This window comes from Acetobacter oeni (genome assembly GCF_011516825.1).
In the GTDB taxonomy this organism is placed as follows: Bacteria; Pseudomonadota; Alphaproteobacteria; order Acetobacterales; family Acetobacteraceae; genus Acetobacter; species Acetobacter oeni.
Window position 1 is genome coordinate 1 of record NZ_WOTA01000047.1, and the last position, 17,766, is coordinate 17,766.

Annotated in this window: 13 protein-coding genes and 1 pseudogene; 9 read left to right on the top strand and 5 right to left on the bottom strand. The window is 57.0% G+C overall.

The annotated features are described in order from the left end of the window. The first annotated feature begins 387 nt into the window (after positions 1 to 387). The 5 genes from GOB90_RS17395 to GOB90_RS17415 are packed head-to-tail and all read left to right on the top strand — an operon-like array spanning position 388 to position 7,884. Positions 388 to 1,602: a TolC family protein gene (locus GOB90_RS17395; RefSeq protein WP_242012137.1), complete on the top strand. Its 1,215-nt coding sequence runs from the start codon at positions 388 to 390 to the stop codon at positions 1,600 to 1,602. Further along, a complete protein-coding gene (locus tag GOB90_RS17400) occupies positions 1,599 to 2,795 on the top strand; it encodes an efflux RND transporter periplasmic adaptor subunit (protein WP_261766036.1) in 1,197 nt (398 codons plus the stop codon). The genes GOB90_RS17395 and GOB90_RS17400 overlap by 4 nt, the downstream gene beginning before the upstream one ends. A gap of 6 nt (positions 2,796 to 2,801) precedes the next feature. Continuing rightward, positions 2,802 to 5,879, top strand: coding sequence for an efflux RND transporter permease subunit (locus GOB90_RS17405; RefSeq protein WP_146892549.1), 3,078 nt, complete (start codon positions 2,802 to 2,804; stop codon positions 5,877 to 5,879). Further along, entirely contained in the window at positions 5,876 to 6,544 is a 669-nt protein-coding gene (locus tag GOB90_RS17410) for a response regulator transcription factor (RefSeq protein ID WP_146892551.1), read from the top strand. The genes GOB90_RS17405 and GOB90_RS17410 overlap by 4 nt, the downstream gene beginning before the upstream one ends. Further along, a complete protein-coding gene (locus GOB90_RS17415; protein WP_146892553.1) occupies positions 6,541 to 7,884 on the top strand; it encodes a sensor histidine kinase in 1,344 nt (447 codons plus the stop codon). Before GOB90_RS17410 ends, GOB90_RS17415 begins: the two co-directional genes overlap by 4 nt. A gap of 88 nt (positions 7,885 to 7,972) precedes the next feature. On the opposite strand, the gene GOB90_RS17420 is transcribed toward GOB90_RS17415, so the two are convergent. Further along, positions 7,973 to 9,193 (bottom strand): glycosyltransferase, encoded by a 1,221-nt coding sequence (locus tag GOB90_RS17420; protein ID WP_146892555.1) that lies wholly within the window; start codon positions 9,191 to 9,193, stop codon positions 7,973 to 7,975. Continuing rightward, the gene (locus GOB90_RS17425; RefSeq protein WP_242012138.1) at positions 9,190 to 10,470 is read right to left on the bottom strand and encodes a glycosyltransferase family 4 protein; all 1,281 of its coding nucleotides are present in this window, start codon (positions 10,468 to 10,470) and stop codon (positions 9,190 to 9,192) included. Before GOB90_RS17425 ends, GOB90_RS17420 begins: the two co-directional genes overlap by 4 nt. 485 nt (positions 10,471 to 10,955) lie before the next feature. On the opposite strand from GOB90_RS17425, the gene GOB90_RS17430 reads away from it, so the two are divergent. Further along, positions 10,956 to 11,843, top strand: coding sequence for a hypothetical protein (locus GOB90_RS17430; protein WP_146892557.1), 888 nt, complete (start codon positions 10,956 to 10,958; stop codon positions 11,841 to 11,843). Here the strand turns inward: GOB90_RS17430 and GOB90_RS17435 are convergent. Both GOB90_RS17435 and GOB90_RS17440 read right to left on the bottom strand, forming a co-directional pair. Further along, on the bottom strand, positions 11,797 to 12,906 hold the full coding sequence (locus GOB90_RS17435) for a glycosyltransferase (RefSeq protein WP_146892570.1): 1,110 nt from the start codon (positions 12,904 to 12,906) through the stop codon (positions 11,797 to 11,799). The genes GOB90_RS17430 and GOB90_RS17435 overlap by 47 nt on opposite strands. Before the next feature lie 2 nt (positions 12,907 to 12,908). Beyond that, positions 12,909 to 14,195 (bottom strand): glycosyltransferase family 4 protein, encoded by a 1,287-nt coding sequence (locus GOB90_RS17440; protein ID WP_146892559.1) that lies wholly within the window; start codon positions 14,193 to 14,195, stop codon positions 12,909 to 12,911. Between the two features lie 175 nt (positions 14,196 to 14,370). Between GOB90_RS17440 and lptB the strand changes: the two genes are divergently transcribed. From lptB to GOB90_RS17455, 3 genes are read left to right on the top strand one after another with little or no spacing between them, the layout of a single operon-like run. After that, on the top strand, positions 14,371 to 15,087 hold the full coding sequence (gene lptB / locus GOB90_RS17445; RefSeq protein WP_146892561.1) for an LPS export ABC transporter ATP-binding protein: 717 nt from the start codon (positions 14,371 to 14,373) through the stop codon (positions 15,085 to 15,087). Beyond that, the gene (locus GOB90_RS17450; protein WP_146892563.1) at positions 15,084 to 16,313 is read left to right on the top strand and encodes an LptF/LptG family permease; all 1,230 of its coding nucleotides are present in this window, start codon (positions 15,084 to 15,086) and stop codon (positions 16,311 to 16,313) included. The genes lptB and GOB90_RS17450 overlap by 4 nt, the downstream gene beginning before the upstream one ends. Then, a complete protein-coding gene (locus tag GOB90_RS17455; protein ID WP_194300982.1) occupies positions 16,313 to 17,515 on the top strand; it encodes an LptF/LptG family permease in 1,203 nt (400 codons plus the stop codon). Before GOB90_RS17450 ends, GOB90_RS17455 begins: the two co-directional genes overlap by 1 nt. Before the next feature lie 154 nt (positions 17,516 to 17,669). Here GOB90_RS17455 and GOB90_RS17460 read toward each other — a convergent pair. Continuing rightward, positions 17,670 to 17,766: pseudogene (locus tag GOB90_RS17460) on the bottom strand (IS5/IS1182 family transposase); the annotation flags it as partial.

The following is a 17,766-nucleotide window of genomic DNA, read 5'->3' on the forward strand; positions in this document are numbered from 1 at the left end:
GACAGGGCTCGGGTCATGCATGCCAGCCTCCCGTCCGGCAGAAAGCATGAATCAGATTTCCAGCCCAACGGGAATCCCAAAACGACTCCGTCAGGTCAGATTATGCTCTAGTTTCCGCGAAGGGATCGGATGAATCCGTTTCGGATTAAACGCGCTCCCTCACTACTTATGTTCTCTGCTGTATTCATTTCCATGACGCCGTTCAGGGAACTGTCAGCTTCATCTGGTATGATATCGATCATATCGCAGCTTTTTCCGCGTGATAATACGTACAGGTGGCATAGTTTTATGCATAATCGTGATATTTATTATCTGAGTTCGCGCTCCATATCAAAAAAAATAAGTCAATACGTAGAACGTCAATATATATACTATATATTTTTTATTTTGACATTTATCTTATTTTCTTCTGTTCTACTTTCAGAAGCGAAAGCAGAAAATATCACATTCGCCCAGGCCGTTGAAGCGGCGTGGGCTACCGATCCCAGTCGGACTGAACTGAATACGAACTATCGCTCAGCAGCAGCACGGGCCGAAGCAGCCGGTTCCTGGTTTGCCGGCGGCCCGACTGTCTCGGGGCAGTATTTCGATGATCATGCCATAGGCAGCAATGAAGGATACACAACCTATCAAGGGGCGGTGTCTGTGCCACTCTGGCTGCCGGGACAGGGTAGTGCTACCGTCGGGGTCGCCAGAGCGGAAGCGCTGACCATACAGGAACGGCAGCATGTGGCGCGGATGGCGGTGGCCATGAGGGTTCTGGATACGTCAGCCAGTATCATCATCGCCCAACGTCGACTGGCAATCGCACGCATCCAGAAAGAGGCACTGGAGAAAATCCATGCCTCTGTAAGTCGTGGTGTACACACCGGGGAGATGACTCTTGCCGACCGGCAGATCGTTTCATCTGAAGTGGCAAACGCCGCCAGTGAATATTCTCTGGCGGAAGAACAGGTCGAGACAGCGACCTCAGCGCTTCGTATCTTGCTGGGTCGCCCGGCCGTCCCCGATATTCTCTCTTATGACAATGTGGCATTAGCGCGTGACGGCCACGCCTCCGCCGAGGCCCTCGAAGATAAGGATCCCCGAGTCAGAGCCGCCCGTCAGGCCGTGCATACGGCAGAAGCGGGCCTGCATCTCGCCAAAACCTCCTTCATGCCAAACCCGGAAATCGGTGTAGCTGCGATTCACGAAAAGCAGTATGGCAGTCCGTGGGACGACCGCGTGGGTGTAACAGTCTCCATCCCACTCCCCAGCGATGTCCGTGACGTCCCCATGGAAGCGGACGCCAGGAACAAGCTGGCAGCGGCTGTCAGCCAGGAGCAGCAGGCCCGCCGCAATGTCAGGCAGGAACTGGCCCAGGTTTTTTCTCATCTGACAGCCACAAAAGACATGTTCAGAAATTCGGTTCTGTCCGCCGAAAGCATGAACAGTCGCGCAAATGAGATGAGCCGATCATGGAAGGCCGGCGAGACATCTCTGGTCGAACTGTTACGGGCCAGATCCGCTGCCAGCAATGCTTTGCAGCTTCGCAATCAGACGGAAGTCGCCTGGCACGTCGCCATCATACGGACATTGATCGCTGCAGGAGAATTCCAGTGACTGCTTCACCGGCCTTCATGAAAAACTGGAAATATTTATTTTATATCGCAATTATTTTTCGCATTGCTGAGTGCCCTGCACGGGCCGCCGAAAGTGCGCCGACTGTCGTAATGGGAGAGGCGGCGCAGAAGAATGCCGCTCTGGTTATCTCGATCGCAAAGAGTGGTACGCTCACAAAAAATCTGGACGCGATGGGAACCGTCACAGCAGAGGCGGGGCATGTCGTCCGTATTCATCCGGCGGGGTCCGGTAAAGTTCTGAGCGTTGTTGTGGTGCCCGGTCAGCATGTGCGCAGGGGAGAGGCTCTTCTCACCTATCAAGACCATTCATTGCATCTGGTCCGTCTTGAAATGACAAGAGCACAGGCTGCACTGGCGACTGCACAGGCGGCTTGTCAGAATGCGTCGTCAGCCTACCGCCGGGGGCATGAACTGGAAGGAACAACGGTTGCCGCAGGAGAGACCAAACGTCGTCTGGCCGTATTCCAGGCGGCAAAAGACGACGTTATTGCGCGCCAGGCTGATGTCGATACGCTGAAGCATCAGCTCGAAGAAGAATACAACTCCGTTACGGAATCAGATAAGGCCCAGACTGACCCACTGGATGAGACATCGTCAATCATTGCGCCGACCACAGCGGAAATACAGTCTGTGTCGGTCGGCGTTGCGGACGATATTTCGCCGGTAACGGAACTGATGCGTCTGACGGACATGTCCTCGGTATGGATTGTTTCTGACATCCTGCCTCAGGATGCCACACAGGTGGTCCAGGGCGGCGAGCAGACCACGGAACTCGCATCGGACGCAGGGACGACATTACTGAGATCGAAAATAACTTCGGTAGGTGACATGGCGGATCCGGCCACAGGCCTCGTTCGCGTCATCAGCACGGTGCCCAATCCGGATGGCAGCCTTCATCCTGGCATGTTCCTCAATACACACCTGCCAGTGCACGAAAAGACAACGGGAATCATCGTGCCCGAAAATGCGGTCACGGAGATCAATGGCGTCAGCATCGTGTTCGTGCCTGTCGGCCCGAACCAGTTCCAGCCGCGGGAAGTGCATATTGGTGCGGCGAGTGACGGACAATCAGTCATCACAACCGGTCTTTCCACGGGCGAAAAGATTGTGACGCATGGGGCATTTGCCCTGAAGGCCGTGATGCTGGCGTCAGATACGGGCGGTGGGAACTGATTGACCATGCGTGCCTTTCTTTCTGCCATCCAGTCCCGACGCTGGCTGGTCCTCGGGGTTCTCTGCCTTATCTTCATTGCCGGCTGTGTCGTCGTCCGGGGCCTTCCGGTGGAAGCCGTGCCCGACATCTCACCACGGCAGGTCCTCGTTTCCGTCGTTGCTCCGGGCCTTGCCACGGAGGAAGTCGAGCGGCTGATCACCTTTCCGATCGAGGCCAGCATGGCGGGTCTCCCGGATATGACCGATCTCCGTTCGGTCTCCCGTTCCGGGGTCTCGGTCGTCTACATCCAGTTCGCGGACGATACGGATATCAATCTCGATCGCGCCCGTGTGGAAGAACGGATTCAGCAGGCGCGCGGCACGATATCCGTGCCTGGTGTCAGCGTGAATATCGGGCCGCTCGCCACGGGTCTTGGTGAAATCATGCAGTTGCAGATCAAAGGCGATAGCTATTCGCTGATGGATCTGAACCGTCTGATGACATGGAGTGTCGCCCCGCAACTGAAGCTGGTTCCGGGCGTCGTGGACGTCAACGTAAATGGCGGTGCCGAACAGACGTTTCAGGTGGCTCTCGATCAGGCACGTCTTATGGCACTCGGTGTATCGGTCGATGACGTTTTCCGGGCAGTGGACGGCAATAACTCTGCATCGGGAGGCGGCTGGATCGAGCATGGAGAGGAACAGCAGATCGTTGTCGGGCGCGGCCTGATTAGCTCGCTTGATGACTTCGGGTCCATTCCGGTCCGGACCAACGCCAATGGTTCCGCAATTTTCCTCCGGGATGTCGGACGCATTTCCATGGGGCCACGAACACGGCTTGGCGCTGTCACACGGGATGGTCAGGGTGAAATTGTCATAGGCGTCATCATGATGCGCATGGGAGCGAGTTCCGACACCACCTTAGCCGCCATCGACGCGGCACTTCCCGGCATTCGTCAGTCTCTCCCCAAAGGTGTGACGCTTGATCCTTATTACGTGCGTTCGACCCTGACAGACAGCACCATCAGGACCGTGAAGGAAAATCTTGTTGTTGGAGCACTCCTGGTCATCAGTGTCCTGATCGTGGTCATCGGTGACTGGCGGGCGTCTCTGGTCATTGCGTCCGTCATCCCGTTTGCACTCGTCTGTGCGATGGCAGGAATGCGATGGTTCGGCATTTCCGCCAATCTGCTCAGCCTCGGCGCCATCGACTTCGGCATGATCGTCGACAGTTCTCTGGTCGTAGTAGAAAATCTCATGACCCATCGTGCGCGTGACCGGGCGAGTGGACAGAATACGCCGCTGGCTGCCCTCGTGGTCTCAGCGGCAACCGAAGTGCTCCGGCCCGTGAGTTTCGGCATTCTTGTCATTGTGATGGTCTATCTGCCGATCCTGACATTGCAGGATATCGAGGGCAAGATGTTCCGGCCCATGGCGCAGACGGTCATCATGGCCCTGCTGGCCTCGCTGCTCTACTGTGTTATCGGGATACCGGTGATTGCGGCTCTGGTGATGAAATCTTCTGGTCGCCATGAAGATACCCGTCTGGTTGCCTTTCTGCGTCGTGGTTACGGTCCCCTGCTGAACTGGTGCGAAAACCGGCCACGGACCCTGTTTGGCACGACTTTTGCGATTTTTGCTTTTTCTGTCTGGCTTGGCCTGCATCTGGGTGGCGAGTTCATTCCGTCTCTCGACGAGGGTGCCCTGACGGTAACAACGACACGACTACCAGGCATTTCGCTGCCCGAAGCCCTGAAGGAAGTCAGTCTCCAGGAACGTATCCTGCGCCGCTTCCCCGAGGTCACCAGCGTTGTCAGCAATACGGGAACATCGGCCATTCCTACCGATCCGATGGGGGTTAACGAGACGGACAGTTTCATCTTTCTGAAGCCACCATCACAGTGGACCACGGCGCATACACAGGAGGGGCTCATCACGGCGATGAGTCAGGTGCTGAGCACTGAACTGCCCGGAATGGAGCAGTCATGGAGTCAACCCGTGCAGATGCGGATGGATGATCTCCTATCCGGTGTCAGAACGCAGATTGCCGTCTCGATCTATGGCGATGATCTCGCTACGCTGGCGCGTCTGGGAGACAGGGTAGCGAGCGTCATGAAAACCATTCCCGGCGCGGCTGACGTGGCTCCACAGGGAGACGGCACCGTTGCTTTCATCCATATCGACATTGATCGTCGGAAGGCTGCGCGGCTGGGTATTTCCCAGCAGGAGCTTCTGAACGTGGTTGAAGCGGTCGGCGGTCATATTGGACGGCCCGTCACAGTCGGTAACGCCCTGATCAGCACGCAGGTCCGTTTTGATCCTGCCCAGGCAGGCACACGCGACCAGATCGCTCGTCTCCGGATACGTCGTGCGGACGGACGTGGTGCGGTTCTGCTTTCGGAGGTGGCGAAGGTCACGGTGCAGGACGGCCCACCCCGCATTGGTCGGGATAATATCCGCCGCCGCCTGATCGTGCAGGCCAATGTGCGCGGACGTGACCTCAGTTCCTTTGTCACCGAAGCACAGAAGGCCGTCAGCAAAAAAGTCATCCTGCCTCCTGGTTATCGCATCGTGTGGGCGGGTCAATTCCAGAATCTGCACTCAGCCATGGCGCGTCTGGAAGTTGTCGTGCCGATTGCATTGGTGTTGATTTTTGCCCTGCTCGTTATCGCGCTGAATTCCGTCTGGCTGGCGGGGCTTGTTTTCGTCAATCTGCCAGTTGCTGCGACAGGTGGTATTCTGGCCCTCGCTCTACGTGGCCTGCCATTCAGTGTCTCGGCCGGAATCGGATTCATCGCCCTGTTCGGTGTGGCTGTGCTGAACGGCGTGGTGCTCATCACCGCCATAAATTCCCTGCGTGTAGCAGGCCGTGAGGCTGCTCGTGCCGCGTATGAAGCCGCGGAAGAGCGGTTCCGACCGGTCATGGCGACGGCTCTGGTCGCCAGTCTGGGTTTTATCCCCATGGCTGTCTCAACCAGTGCTGGTGCCGAGGTCGAGCGCCCGCTGGCCACGGTCGTCATCGGTGGTCTGATCTCCTCGACACTTCTGACGCTTCTTGTGCTGCCCTCACTGTACGCGCGTGTTATGAAAAATCGTATCTCATGAAAATCCTGATTATCGAAGACGAACCCGCCCTGGGCTCGGCGGTAAGAGACCGCGTTCGCCAGGCCGGACATGTCGTCGACTGGTTCAGAACCATAACCGATGCTCGTGCAGCCCTGATCGCCTCTTCTTATGATTTCCTGCTTCTGGATCTTGGTCTACCAGACGGCAATGGTCGGGATCTGCTGCGGGAAATCCGGCGGGACTGTTCATCTCTGGCCATCCTGATCACCACAGCTCAGGATCAGGTCAGTGACAGGATCGCGGGGCTGTCAGAAGGTGCAGATGATTATATTGTCAAACCTTATGATCTCGATGAACTCGTCGCCCGTATCGATGCTGTCGCCAGACGCTACGCAGCCTTGCCGGACAATGTGGTCATGGTTGGCACTATCGGGATCGACCTCGCGCGTCGTCAGCTTGAACGCGACGGCCAGACGATCGATCTGTCCGCGCGCGAATGGGCCATTGTTGAGCTTCTCGCCCGCCGTCCGGGAGCGTTGTGCAGCCGCGAGCAGATCGAAGATGCTCTTTATGGCCTCAGTGACGACGTAGAGAGCAATGCCATTGAAGTCTTTATCAGCAGGATACGAAAGAAGACCGGGCCTGGCCTGATCGTGACTGTCAGGGGCAGAGGCTACAGTCTCGCGGGAAATGCGGTCCGATGAAGCGCTGGAGCCTGGCGTCCCGTCTCGTTTCCGGGACACTGATCATCGTGCTCGGCGCGTTGGTAATTCTCAGTATTCTTGTCGCGGCTTTTACCCGCTACGAAGTCACGGAGCGCCTCGACAACTCGCTGCAGGAAGTGGCCGAACGCCTGGAATTTGTTATCAGTGAGTTGGACAGAACCGATCCGGGTTCCGCCACTCCGGGTGGTCAGATCGCGCAGCTCCCCGGAGTGAACCGGCGGACACTGGCCTATCAAATTGCCACGACGGACGGTCACCTTGAGGTCAGGTCGCAGAATGCGCCGGAGACGCTGTTCGTACCACGTCTGAAGCCAGGATTTTACAACATCCCGCTATTCAGGGTGTATGTTGTGCCATCAGCGTCTGGTCGCCATTACATTCTGGTGGGTGAGCCAACTTTTCACAGAAATGAAGCCGTCAGGCGGGCCATTCTGATTTCAGTCCTGCCAATGGTGATCTTTTTCCCAGCGATCTGGCTTCTGGTCCGCTGGCGCGTCCGTCGCGCCATGCGTCCTCTGACCAGCCTTCAGCACGAAATCAGGAGCCGGGGCGGATCCAACCTGGCTCCTGTTCCGCCACTGGATCTGCCCGAAGAACTTGTGTCCATCCACTCCGCCGTCAATCTCCTGCTGGAACGCCTGAAAATGGCGCTCTCGACCGAGCGCGCCTTTGCCGCCAACGCGGCCCATGAACTGCGCAATCCGGTGGGAGCCCTTCTTGCACAGGTTCAGGTTCTCAGGAATTTTCTTGTAGGGTCGGACTATGAAGAGCGGGTAACGACCATCATGCAGCAGGCCCGCAGAATTGGCCGGATGATGGAAAAACTGCTTCAGCTTTCACGAGCGACATCCGGGATTGCTCTGACCGGGGACATGTTCGATCTGGTGCCTGTCATCCGGTTTCTGGCGGAGGAGTTCGAGCGGGAAAAAGACCAGGCGATTGAACTGTCGGGGTTATCTCATCTCATGATCCGGGGCGATATGGATGCAACAGGCATCCTGTTCCGCAATCTTCTCGAAAACGCCGTTCTTCACGGTTCATCTGCACAACCCGTCAGTGTGATCGTCACGCAGGATCATAAAGTCCTGATCTGTAATGATTGCGAACCGCTTACATCTGACGTTTTGCAGGATATGGAAAAGCCTTTCGTCAGAGGAAAGACAGATGCGGAAGGCAGCGGCCTCGGTATGGCAATCGCGCGGCAGATATCACAGCAACTGCATGCCGACATGACGGTGAGTTCGCCTATTCCAGGAACGGCCAGAGGCGTTCTGGTGACAGTTCAATTGCCGGTGGGCGAGATCAAGGAAAGCGTCTGATCGGGCCAGGAGCCTTCCGGTCTGAATACTCCCCGGGACCAAGCCTTTTTTCCTCTTTGTCACCAGCCCCAGTAAGGCCGCAAGGACGTCACGAGAGCCTGTCGCCATGGAAAATATCATCCGAAGCCGCTGATGTCGACAGGTTGCTGGATGGAGGATATCTCATTTCCTCATATAAAGAAAAAAGTTTTTCAAAATGATGATCCATCGTTCCAATGCGGGCGCTGACCTCGCGAGCAGCAGTTGATAGAACGACCCGATCCCGTGCTGCAAAACGTATAATAGCGTCTGCCGCTTTCCTCGTGTTCCCGGCGGGATAGGTCTGTGCATAAGCGGGAGCAGCGATGTCTCCGGCCCCTCCGGCATCAGGCACGATGATGGGCGTGCCGCACGCAAGTGCTTCAGCCGTCACGAAACCGAATGTTTCGGCCGTAGATCCATGAAGCAGCGCATCGGCAGAGGCCATCATGGTGGCAAGACGGGGACGATCATCCACCCTACCAACCACATGAACATGGGCTGCCCGCGCAGCTTTGTGTCGGACGCTGTCATGCGACAGACCATCGCCAACAATCACCAGACCGACCGGACACGTCTGTTGAGACAGTGTTACGGCATCAATCAGAAGTCCAATACGTTTTTCAGGATGATGCCGTCCGACTGTGACGAGAAGTGTGGCTTCCGGCCCAAGGCCACACCAGCGGAGCATTTCGCCGCGGATTTCTTCACTGCGAAATGCGGTGGAAAATAGCGCGGTGTCGACGCCGAACGGCACCGTGTGCAGATGCTTCAGCCCATATCCCGCAAAGCGCCGAGCTAACCATGCCCCGGCAACGATTGTTCCATCAAACTGGCTGTTGAGGCGTCGCAAATAGGACCAGAACCAGCCGAATGCCGAATCAATCTGTTTGGGAGAGAATATATTGCCCAGAAAGGTCTGGGGATAGACTGCGACGGGGTCTGCATGCATGAACAGAGTCCGGGGCGTAGTTCCAGGCCATGTACCCGCGATCCAACCGCCACGCCAGGGAGACGACCCCTCAATGAAATCCGGAGCCTCGGCGTCGAGTATCCGCCAGACGGGCTTTTTCGACCAGAACATGTGATAATTTTTATCGAATGGGAGCGGCGGGCTTTTCACCCAGACCAGTTTTCCTGCTCCACGAGCCTCCACGCGATCTTCCAAGCCAGGGGCTATGACCGTCAGCCTATGGCCAAGGCGATCCGCTGCCCGGAATTTCGCTTCCACGTAGGTACGAACTCCACCGCTGGTTGGCGAGTAGAATTCTGAGATATCAACAATTTTCAAGCGGGATCCCGCACAAGTGCTTTGTAGTGGTCCAGCAAGCTGGACATCGTCTGATCCCACGAGAACATCAGAGCCCGCGCCCGGGCTGCTGCAGCCATCCTGGCCCGTAGCGCGGGATCGCGAATGAGTTGCCTCACACAGGAAGCGAAATCCGCCACATCACCGGGACGAGCCAGAAATCCTGTTATGCCATCGAGCACGAGAGAGCGACTACCCGAAGCATCGGCGCAGACACAGGCAAGCCCGGAGGCCATTGCTTCCAGTGTGACGTTCCCGAAAGTCTCAGTCTCGCTCGGAAAGACGAAAATATCGGATGACGCATAGGCGACGGAGAGTTCCTGCCCGCGTAGGAAGCCGGTGAAGATGGCCTGCGGCAGCGCGCGCTCGAGCGTTGCGCGCTCTGGTCCATCTCCCACGATCACGGCGCGACAGGGAACGCCAGTGGCGGTTAACCGATGGAAGGTTTCACTGAAGATGCCAAGCTGCTTTTCACGTACGAGGCGCGACACAAGAAGAATGACGGTTTCTTCTGGGCCGATGTCATGATCGCTGCGCCACTGCATGGATCGATGTCCGGGGCTGAACTGGTCCGGATCGACGCCCCTCTGCCATAGTAAGAGTTTGCCTTTCTGTCCTTCTGCCTGAAGAATGTCGATCATCGACTGACTGGGAACGTACACTTCCCGACATTTCGCGTAATAGGCGCTGAGATAACGTTTAAGAACGGTCTCGAAAGCTGCAACGTACCAGTAATGCTTGAGATAGGTCTCATAACGCGTGTGGTAGGACGCCACGAGAGGTATGCCGAGCTTGCGCGCGGTACGCAGGGTCGTGAAGCCAAGTGGATCTGGCGCAAGCGCGATATGGATAAGGTCTGGTGAGAAAGCCTTAATTTCTGTATGGGGCAAGGCAAAAGCCAGTCGATATTCGCTCCGACCGGGAAGCGGAATGGAAGGCACAGGCACGATGGTACCGGGGGCCGGAAAAGCGGTCGTGTTGGAAACGGGAGTGAAAACACGCACTTTCACCCCGTGTTTTTCAAGATAGTCGACAAGGCGGTTGAGCGTAAGCGCCACACCATCGCTGATGAAATTGTACGAACTGGCGACGATCGCGATCCGTAACGGCCTACCCGCGATTTCTCCCCGCATACGAGGCGACAATTGCGGCAAAGGTTCCATATCTTGGAACGCAATGCAGTCCGCCCTCACGGTTCCTGGCATCAACATATCGCAAGGCAAAGCGTTCGCCCGCTTGAGTGGGGCAGCTTTAGTCATGCGCAATGGAGGGTTTTTATTCAAAAGAAAATCCGGAATTATTTTATGTTAATGTTATTTATAATGAATATATAACATGATTTCTTAAATTATACCCAACCACTTCTGTAGGAAAAAATCTTAACCCCACGCGAATATTCATTTTATAACTCCAACAAATTAAATCTAAGTGTTCCATTTATTGTTCTATATATGCATTTTTATTATTTTGTCTTTGACAATTTCATTAACAAGTCCCAATCAAAGTAAAGCATTGTGGGTTACGCTTGTGCTAGACTGCAGGATATCGCAGATAGCTTTCCAATTGTTGCGAGCATCCTCTGAAAGCAGTTCCAGTTGAAACCCAATGTTAATTCTTCACCCCCACCACCTGAGCACTGGCGAGGCCACATAAAGGTAAAACGCTCGAAGGCCGTCTCGCGGGAAAAGCATCTCAGGGGAAGTCGATTCAGATGCCGAACCTGAAAGTCGGGATCATAACGCGCATGACTTCCCTGTCGCGCTGGCTTTTCCCTGCTGCCATGCTTGTTTTTCTAGTCCATAGCCTGAGTTCGATCGGATGGACGCAGGTCTGGAATGCGCGGCCGCATGCTCTGGCCTTCTACCTGATCCAGTTCGTGCCCTATGGGGTACAGCCAGTTTCGGAATGGGTGATCTTTTGCCGCCTGCTGGATGTATCGGGACAGCTTCCGCTTTTTGTACTCTTCCGCAAACGTTATTTAAATTCCGTGCTGATCGAGTATTCGGGCGAGGCGTATTTCTTTTTCTGGGCGCAGAAAAAACTACGGATTACACGCGATAACCTGCTTCACGTCGTCCGGGAGTCAGCGTTGCTTTCCGGCGGAGCCGGGCTGATGATGGTCTGGGTGGTGCTGGTGATTTTCCTGCTGTTCAGCGGCGCCAGCGTGCCGCTACTTGCCGGCAGCCGGAGGTGGATGCTTCTGGGCGCGTCCACGCTACCGCTGGTGCCCTGTCTGGTGCTGATGCTGGGGGGAACGCGTCTTACGCGCCTGACCCGGTGGGAGATGTTCTGGACCTTTGGCGCGCATTTCGCGCGCAGCGGCGTGACGCTCGCACTCGAATTCGCGAGTTGGTGGTTCTCCGGCGCCTTGTCGAGCGCGTTCCTATGCTTCGAATTCGTGGCGCTCAGACTGATCGTCACGCGGCTGCCGCTCGTGCCAGCCAAGGATATTCTTTTCGTCGGGCTGGGTCTGGAAGCCGCCGGCATGATGGACCTCTCCCGCCCTAAAGTCGCGGCGGTGCTGATCATCATGACGGTTTTTCAGCAGGTTCTGGACTTTGTCGTAGTCAGTTTCTCCTGGTTGATCACGCATCTGCGTGCCGGACGCCGCGCAGCGACTCATAGGCATTAGCGTATCCCTCGCACATCGTCTCGATGCGGCATTCGCGCCGTACGAAATCGCACGCCGCGCGCCCCCGCCGCGCGGCTTCGGCCCGGCTGGCCACGACCTGGGTCAGCGTCTCCGCCAGCGCTTCGACGTTATGTCGCCGCACAAGCCATCCGGTGACGCCATGATGTACGATTTCGGGAATACCGCCGCCATCGAAGGCGACCACCGGGCGCCCCATCGCCAGCGCTTCAATGACGGAGAGACCCAGCGGCTCGTCGCGCGAGGTGTTGATGGCGGCATCACACGCGGCGATGACGGGACGCGGATCGGACTGGTATCCCATGAAGACGATACGATCCGTCATTCCCAGCTTCTGCGTCAGCATTTCCAGTGCGGCGCGCGCGCTGCCGTCTCCCGCGATACACACGCGCAGTCCTGGCACACGCGCCGCAGCCCGGATCACCAGATCGACCTGCTTCCATGGTTCCAGCCGACAGACCAACGCGAGCGTAAACGGACCGGACAAGGAAGAGGATGCTGGCGCGAAATAACACGTATCCACGCCATTGCGGACAACGCGGACGCGGTCCGCCACGAAGGGGGCTCGTCGGCTCAGGAAGCGGCCGACATAGTCGCTGACCGCGACGACGCAATCCGAGTGCCGTAGCGCCCAGGAGCGAAAGAGCGCGCAACTCGGATCGGTGTAATGCTGAACACCGTGTTCCGTGCGCACGACTGGCAGGCCCAGAGACCGCGCCGCGCGAACGCCTATGACATGCGAGGCGTAGGTATGCACATGGACAATCGTGGCGCATTGTTCCGTCAGGACCGTTCGCAGCCATCGCACATCGTCCGGACCAAACGCGCGCCACAGATAGGAAAGAGGATCGGCCCTGACCGGCCCCCGATCCCTGATTGTGATACCGCTCGCGGCAATGTATGTCCTCAGCTTCGGGTTTGGAGTCATCAGGGCCACGCAGTGTTCGGCCCCGCTTTCAGCCGGACGGGTCGTCAGGTCCACCAACAGGCGCTCAGCGCCGCCGATATCGCCCGCCACGACAACATGAACGACCTTGTGTATCATTTTCACGGCACAGACACTTTTGCCGACCGGAACAGTTCGCGCGCGATGGCGTCCGCGTGAGTCCGGGCGTTGAAATCCCGTTCGATACGCCCGCGCGCCGCCTTTCCCCGAACACGCCATGTCGCGGGATCCTTGATCACGTTCAGGCAGGCTTCGACCAACCCCTCGATATCGGGTGGATGGCCATTCAGAAGCCGCCCTTCCACGCCATCCGTGAGCATCTCACCCATACCGCCAACTGCAAAGGCGATCACTGGTTTGCGCATCGCCATAGCTTCCAGAACGGCCCTTGGCAGCGGGTCCGGATACACGCTGGGTACGAGCGCCACATCGAAATCGGCAAGATAGGATCTTACCAAAGGCCTGAAACCGATAAACAGCACCTGTTTTTCCAACCCTAGCGTCCGAACCAGCTCCCGACACTCTTCAAGATGATCGACTGGCATATCCTGTGGGGTATCGCCAAGAATGACAAAGCGGCATCGTGCGCGGGTAGTCTCATCCAGCCGACTGCAAACCAAATGCGCCGCGCGGATCAGTTCCACGAAGCCTTTATGAGGCAGGATACGGCCATGCGCGCCAAAAATGAGTGTGTCTTCCGGCAGTCCGAGTTCTTTTTTCAGAACCGGAGGAGCCGCCATCCGGTCGAATTCAGCGATATCGAGCGCATCGTGCAGCACGCGGACCTTGGACATGCCGCGCCCAAATTGGGAAGCAACCGCATTCGACACGCACAGAATGGAGCGTACACCTGACCGGGCAGCCAACCACCGATGAGATCCGCGCAGAACTAGCGGCACGGAAGGATAGAAAACGTGCCAGACCACGGGCACGCCAAGGAGAGCCGCCAACACCCCTCCTATGAAATTTGCTGTCGTTCCATTGCAGAAAATCACCGCATATCGTTCCTGCCGGACGCGGCGGATCAATCGCAGCGCGCCTGTCACCGCGCGCACGACATTGCCTGCGGCGCGCAACGCACACAACGCCCGGGGCGCGGCAAAATCATCACGGGTCATTGCACGGGACAAAGGCTGGACGAGATTTTCGATGATCGCCGGCTCGATAATCAATGTTTCGACGGCGTTGTGCTCGCGCAACCTGCGACTGACGATATCTTCACGCGGGAGCATGACGCTACGGTCAATCAGCGCGGAGGGCAAAAATTTCAGGATATCCAGCAGGGTCTGTCCCGGGCCGCCGTTTCGGGAAGTATCATTGATGAACAGGACGCGAAGGCGGCTTCCATCAGTCTCGCTGGCAGGTTGACCTGGTAACTCGATTGACATGATAAGAGATGTTCGCTCACGTGTTGGCACGGATCTGGAACAAACCTTTGCCGTATCCGTCGCGTCAACGCAATGGCTGGACGGTGTAGTGCGGAATGCGGCGTGATCGGGACCAGAAGACAGGTCACAGGAATCTGACGGTCACGTTACGTATCTCACAGGGAAAGCTGGTTTTATGCTGTCGGCCCATCGGATCATGAAATCATGGGGTAAACGCACGGTCATACGCGATGTCAGTCTGACTGTGCGCCGGGGCGAGATAGTCGGCCTGCTGGGACCGAACGGAGCGGGCAAGTCAACCACGTTTCGGATGTTGACGGGTGAATTGACACCCGATGGTGGAAACATCACCCTTGATGGCTTGGACATAACGTGTCTGCCGTTTTACGAGCGCGCACGACACGGGCTGACCTACCTGCCCCAGACGAGTTTTTTGCCTCGCACGATGACCGTGGAGCAGACGATAACTGTTATTCTGGAGACAAACACAGGCAACAGGGAGGCGCGCGCACGCTACATGGAGCGGGTTCTGACGGATTTCAGTCTCACTTCCCTGCGCGGCGCACGCATTGGATCGCTGTCTGGCGGACAGCGGCGGCGATGCGAAATTGCCGTTTCCATGGCTTGCAACCCCGCCTTCGCATTGCTGGATGAACCATTCTCCGGCGTTGATCCGGTCAATGTGGGGGAGATAGCCACCCTGATCCGCGCGATGGCCCGGGGTCAGGTGGGTGTGCTGATAACAGATCATAGTGCACTGGAACTGCTTCGGCTCGTCGATCGATCCTATGTGATCTACGACGGGCATGTTCTGGCGGAAGGTGACGCCGCCACTCTGGTCGCCGACCGACGTGTTCGCGAGGCCTATCTGGGGGGCACATTTCAGATATGACCGACCCGGCAGAACAGCAAGTCCGCGACGCACGGGTGGCAATCGCACGCCTGTCCGCCATCATGGCCGGGTACGGCACATTGAGGATACGTCAGTTCCTGCGCGACTGCCTTCGTCTGACCCTGTTCGTGATGCTGCTGGTCGAGGCGGTGTTCCTGTCCGAGCGTTTCCCCATGGTGTTTCGCGATGTGTTACGCAATCACGCGGGCCTACCCGAGGCGCTCGCGGTCTATGCTCTGACTGTCCCGCAGATTTTCGATCTTTCCCTGCCGATGGCCCTTCTGGTTGCGACTTACATGGCCGTGCTTCAAATGCGGGAAAACCGCGAATTGCTTGTGTTGGGCGCTGCTGGCATGGGACCGCGACATCTGATCGTACCGGGCATGGCGATAGCGATCGTGGCCTGTATCGTGTCACTGTTCGTATCGGGTGTGGTTAATCCGCTCTCGCTCTATGCACAGCGCGCTGTTCTGTTTCAGGCCGAGTACCGGGCATTGACTATAGGAAGAAGCACTGGGCAGTTCTATTTCCCCAATGACCGCGTGATGTTCGCGCCGCCCCAGACTGACAACGGATCTCACCTTAAGCGCAATATTTTCATTCGTGAACCCGATGGGCCGGGCCGCTTCCGTGTCATTCTCGCTGGCAGCGCCCGTGTCGCGAAAGGAGAGGGCAACGGCTATCTTCCTCTCCTGCTGGGAGACGTAGCATGGCGTGTCTTCTGTTTCGATCCAACAGTCTGTTCCGCAGCGGACGGGGCTGAGTCATTTTCCGCCCGGACATCGAACAGGGCTCTGGTTCTGTCCGATGTCCTGCCTTTTGCCGCGCGAGGATATGACGGGGCGGAGTTGACATCCGCTGAACTCGCAGCAGAGCTGGCGTTGGCACGTAATGGCGGTGGACGGATCGCTCCTGCGACCCTGACCAAAATATTGGGAGAGAGGATCGGGCGCACTCTGCTGTGCATCATGGCGCCCATTCTCGCCTTTGCCGGCGTATGTCTGACGACACGCCAGACAGTGTATCTGACGTTACCTGTGGCCTGTATCATCCTGATGTCCCTCAATGTTTCTACCGAATGGATCATTCGTTCACTAAATAATGGTCATGCCAGCGCCGTCATGATCGTTCTTCTCGCTTTTACGGGCGCAGGCGCCATAGCTTCCACCACTCTCATCCTCAGGCGTCAGGACGCGCTGTTCCATCCGCAACTGGCGCGCGCGTGATGCAGACCTCACCGTCGCGCCGGGTGTGCCTCGTTCCGTTGGGCCTGTACACCCGCTACGTACTGCTGGCCTATCTGCGGCAGATTGCACTGATCGTTCTGGTGCTATGGGTCATTGCGCTGACGATTGATCTATGGCCCCAGATCGACAGCGTCACACAGGCCTGCAAAACGGGCACGACCCGATGCGTCGTGCGCTTCTGTTTTTTACGCACGCCGAGGCTGATCGGTCCGCTGGTGCCGTTCGTGGCATTCCTGAGTGTGTTCGCCACCGAACTAATGCACACTCATTCTGGCGAACGGAGGTTATTCTGGAACAGCGGCCGTTCACCGGCTCAGAGCTTGGTGCCCGCACTCCTGCTCGGCCTGTGCCTTGGACCGATTGATGTCGCCCTGGATGCCTGGCTTGGCCCGGCCTCAATGGTGGTCCAGATGAAGGAAAGGATCGGGCGTGACGGCCAGCGCCTTGATCGTGCACGTGAAAGCAATCTCAACTGGATTGCCCTCCCAGACGGACTTTTAAGCACACATGTTGTTGAGGCGGGACGACCCATACTGACTCAGCTTGAATTTTTCCGTTTTGCCGGCCCGGGCAAGCTTGTGCAGATCGTTCGTGCAGCCAGTGCGGAGCAGATCGGACTGAGCAATGTCTGGAGGGTTAAGGCAGGGCGGACATGGCAATCACCGGATGGCATTACCGGCCTGTCGATGAGCAATGCGCTGACAGGCAATGCCATGGCGCCCTTCGCGGACATGGACCTACAGTTGCCGCTGGATCCACTCTGGCTGAGTGTAATCGGCATGGAGGTGCAATACGTACCTTTTCCTGTCTTGCTGGCGTTAGCCGGGCGGGAGCCACGAGGCTACAGCGACGCACCCTATCGCACGCAATTGCACATGATTATTGCCGAAACTCTGCTTCCCGGCACCATGGCGGTTCTCGCTGCTGCTCTTTCGGTCACGTTTCTTGCATACACCATCAGAGCCATGGCTGCCGGTGCCATTCTTTTCGTCGGTTATCTCGCCCATTCCGCAATCCGCGCCTGTAGCCTTCTTGGGGAGAACGGGGATCTGCCTCCAGTGCTGGCCGCATGGCTAGTGCCTGTGCTGGCAGTCGCAACAGTCATTCTGATGCTGCGCCATGAAAAGAGAAAACGACAACATTCTGACAGCATGTCGTCAGTTAAGCGGGATGATCATTGAAGCGAACTGAACGGCAGCGAGAAAAGCTGATTGCAGTTTATCGTAGCGGGTTGCGAGAACGCGGGAACTGGAAGGTTTGAAAAACTCGCTGATTCTTCCATCCTGATCTTTTGATCATGCGTCCATATGAGTTATCGCTCTCTCAGAGCCTGAATCAGAAAGCGGTTTGATTGATTTTTCGCAGAACTCTGCGGATATGGGCAATCATCAACCACGCGTGGGATGACGAGATTGTTGCCTCGACATCCTTC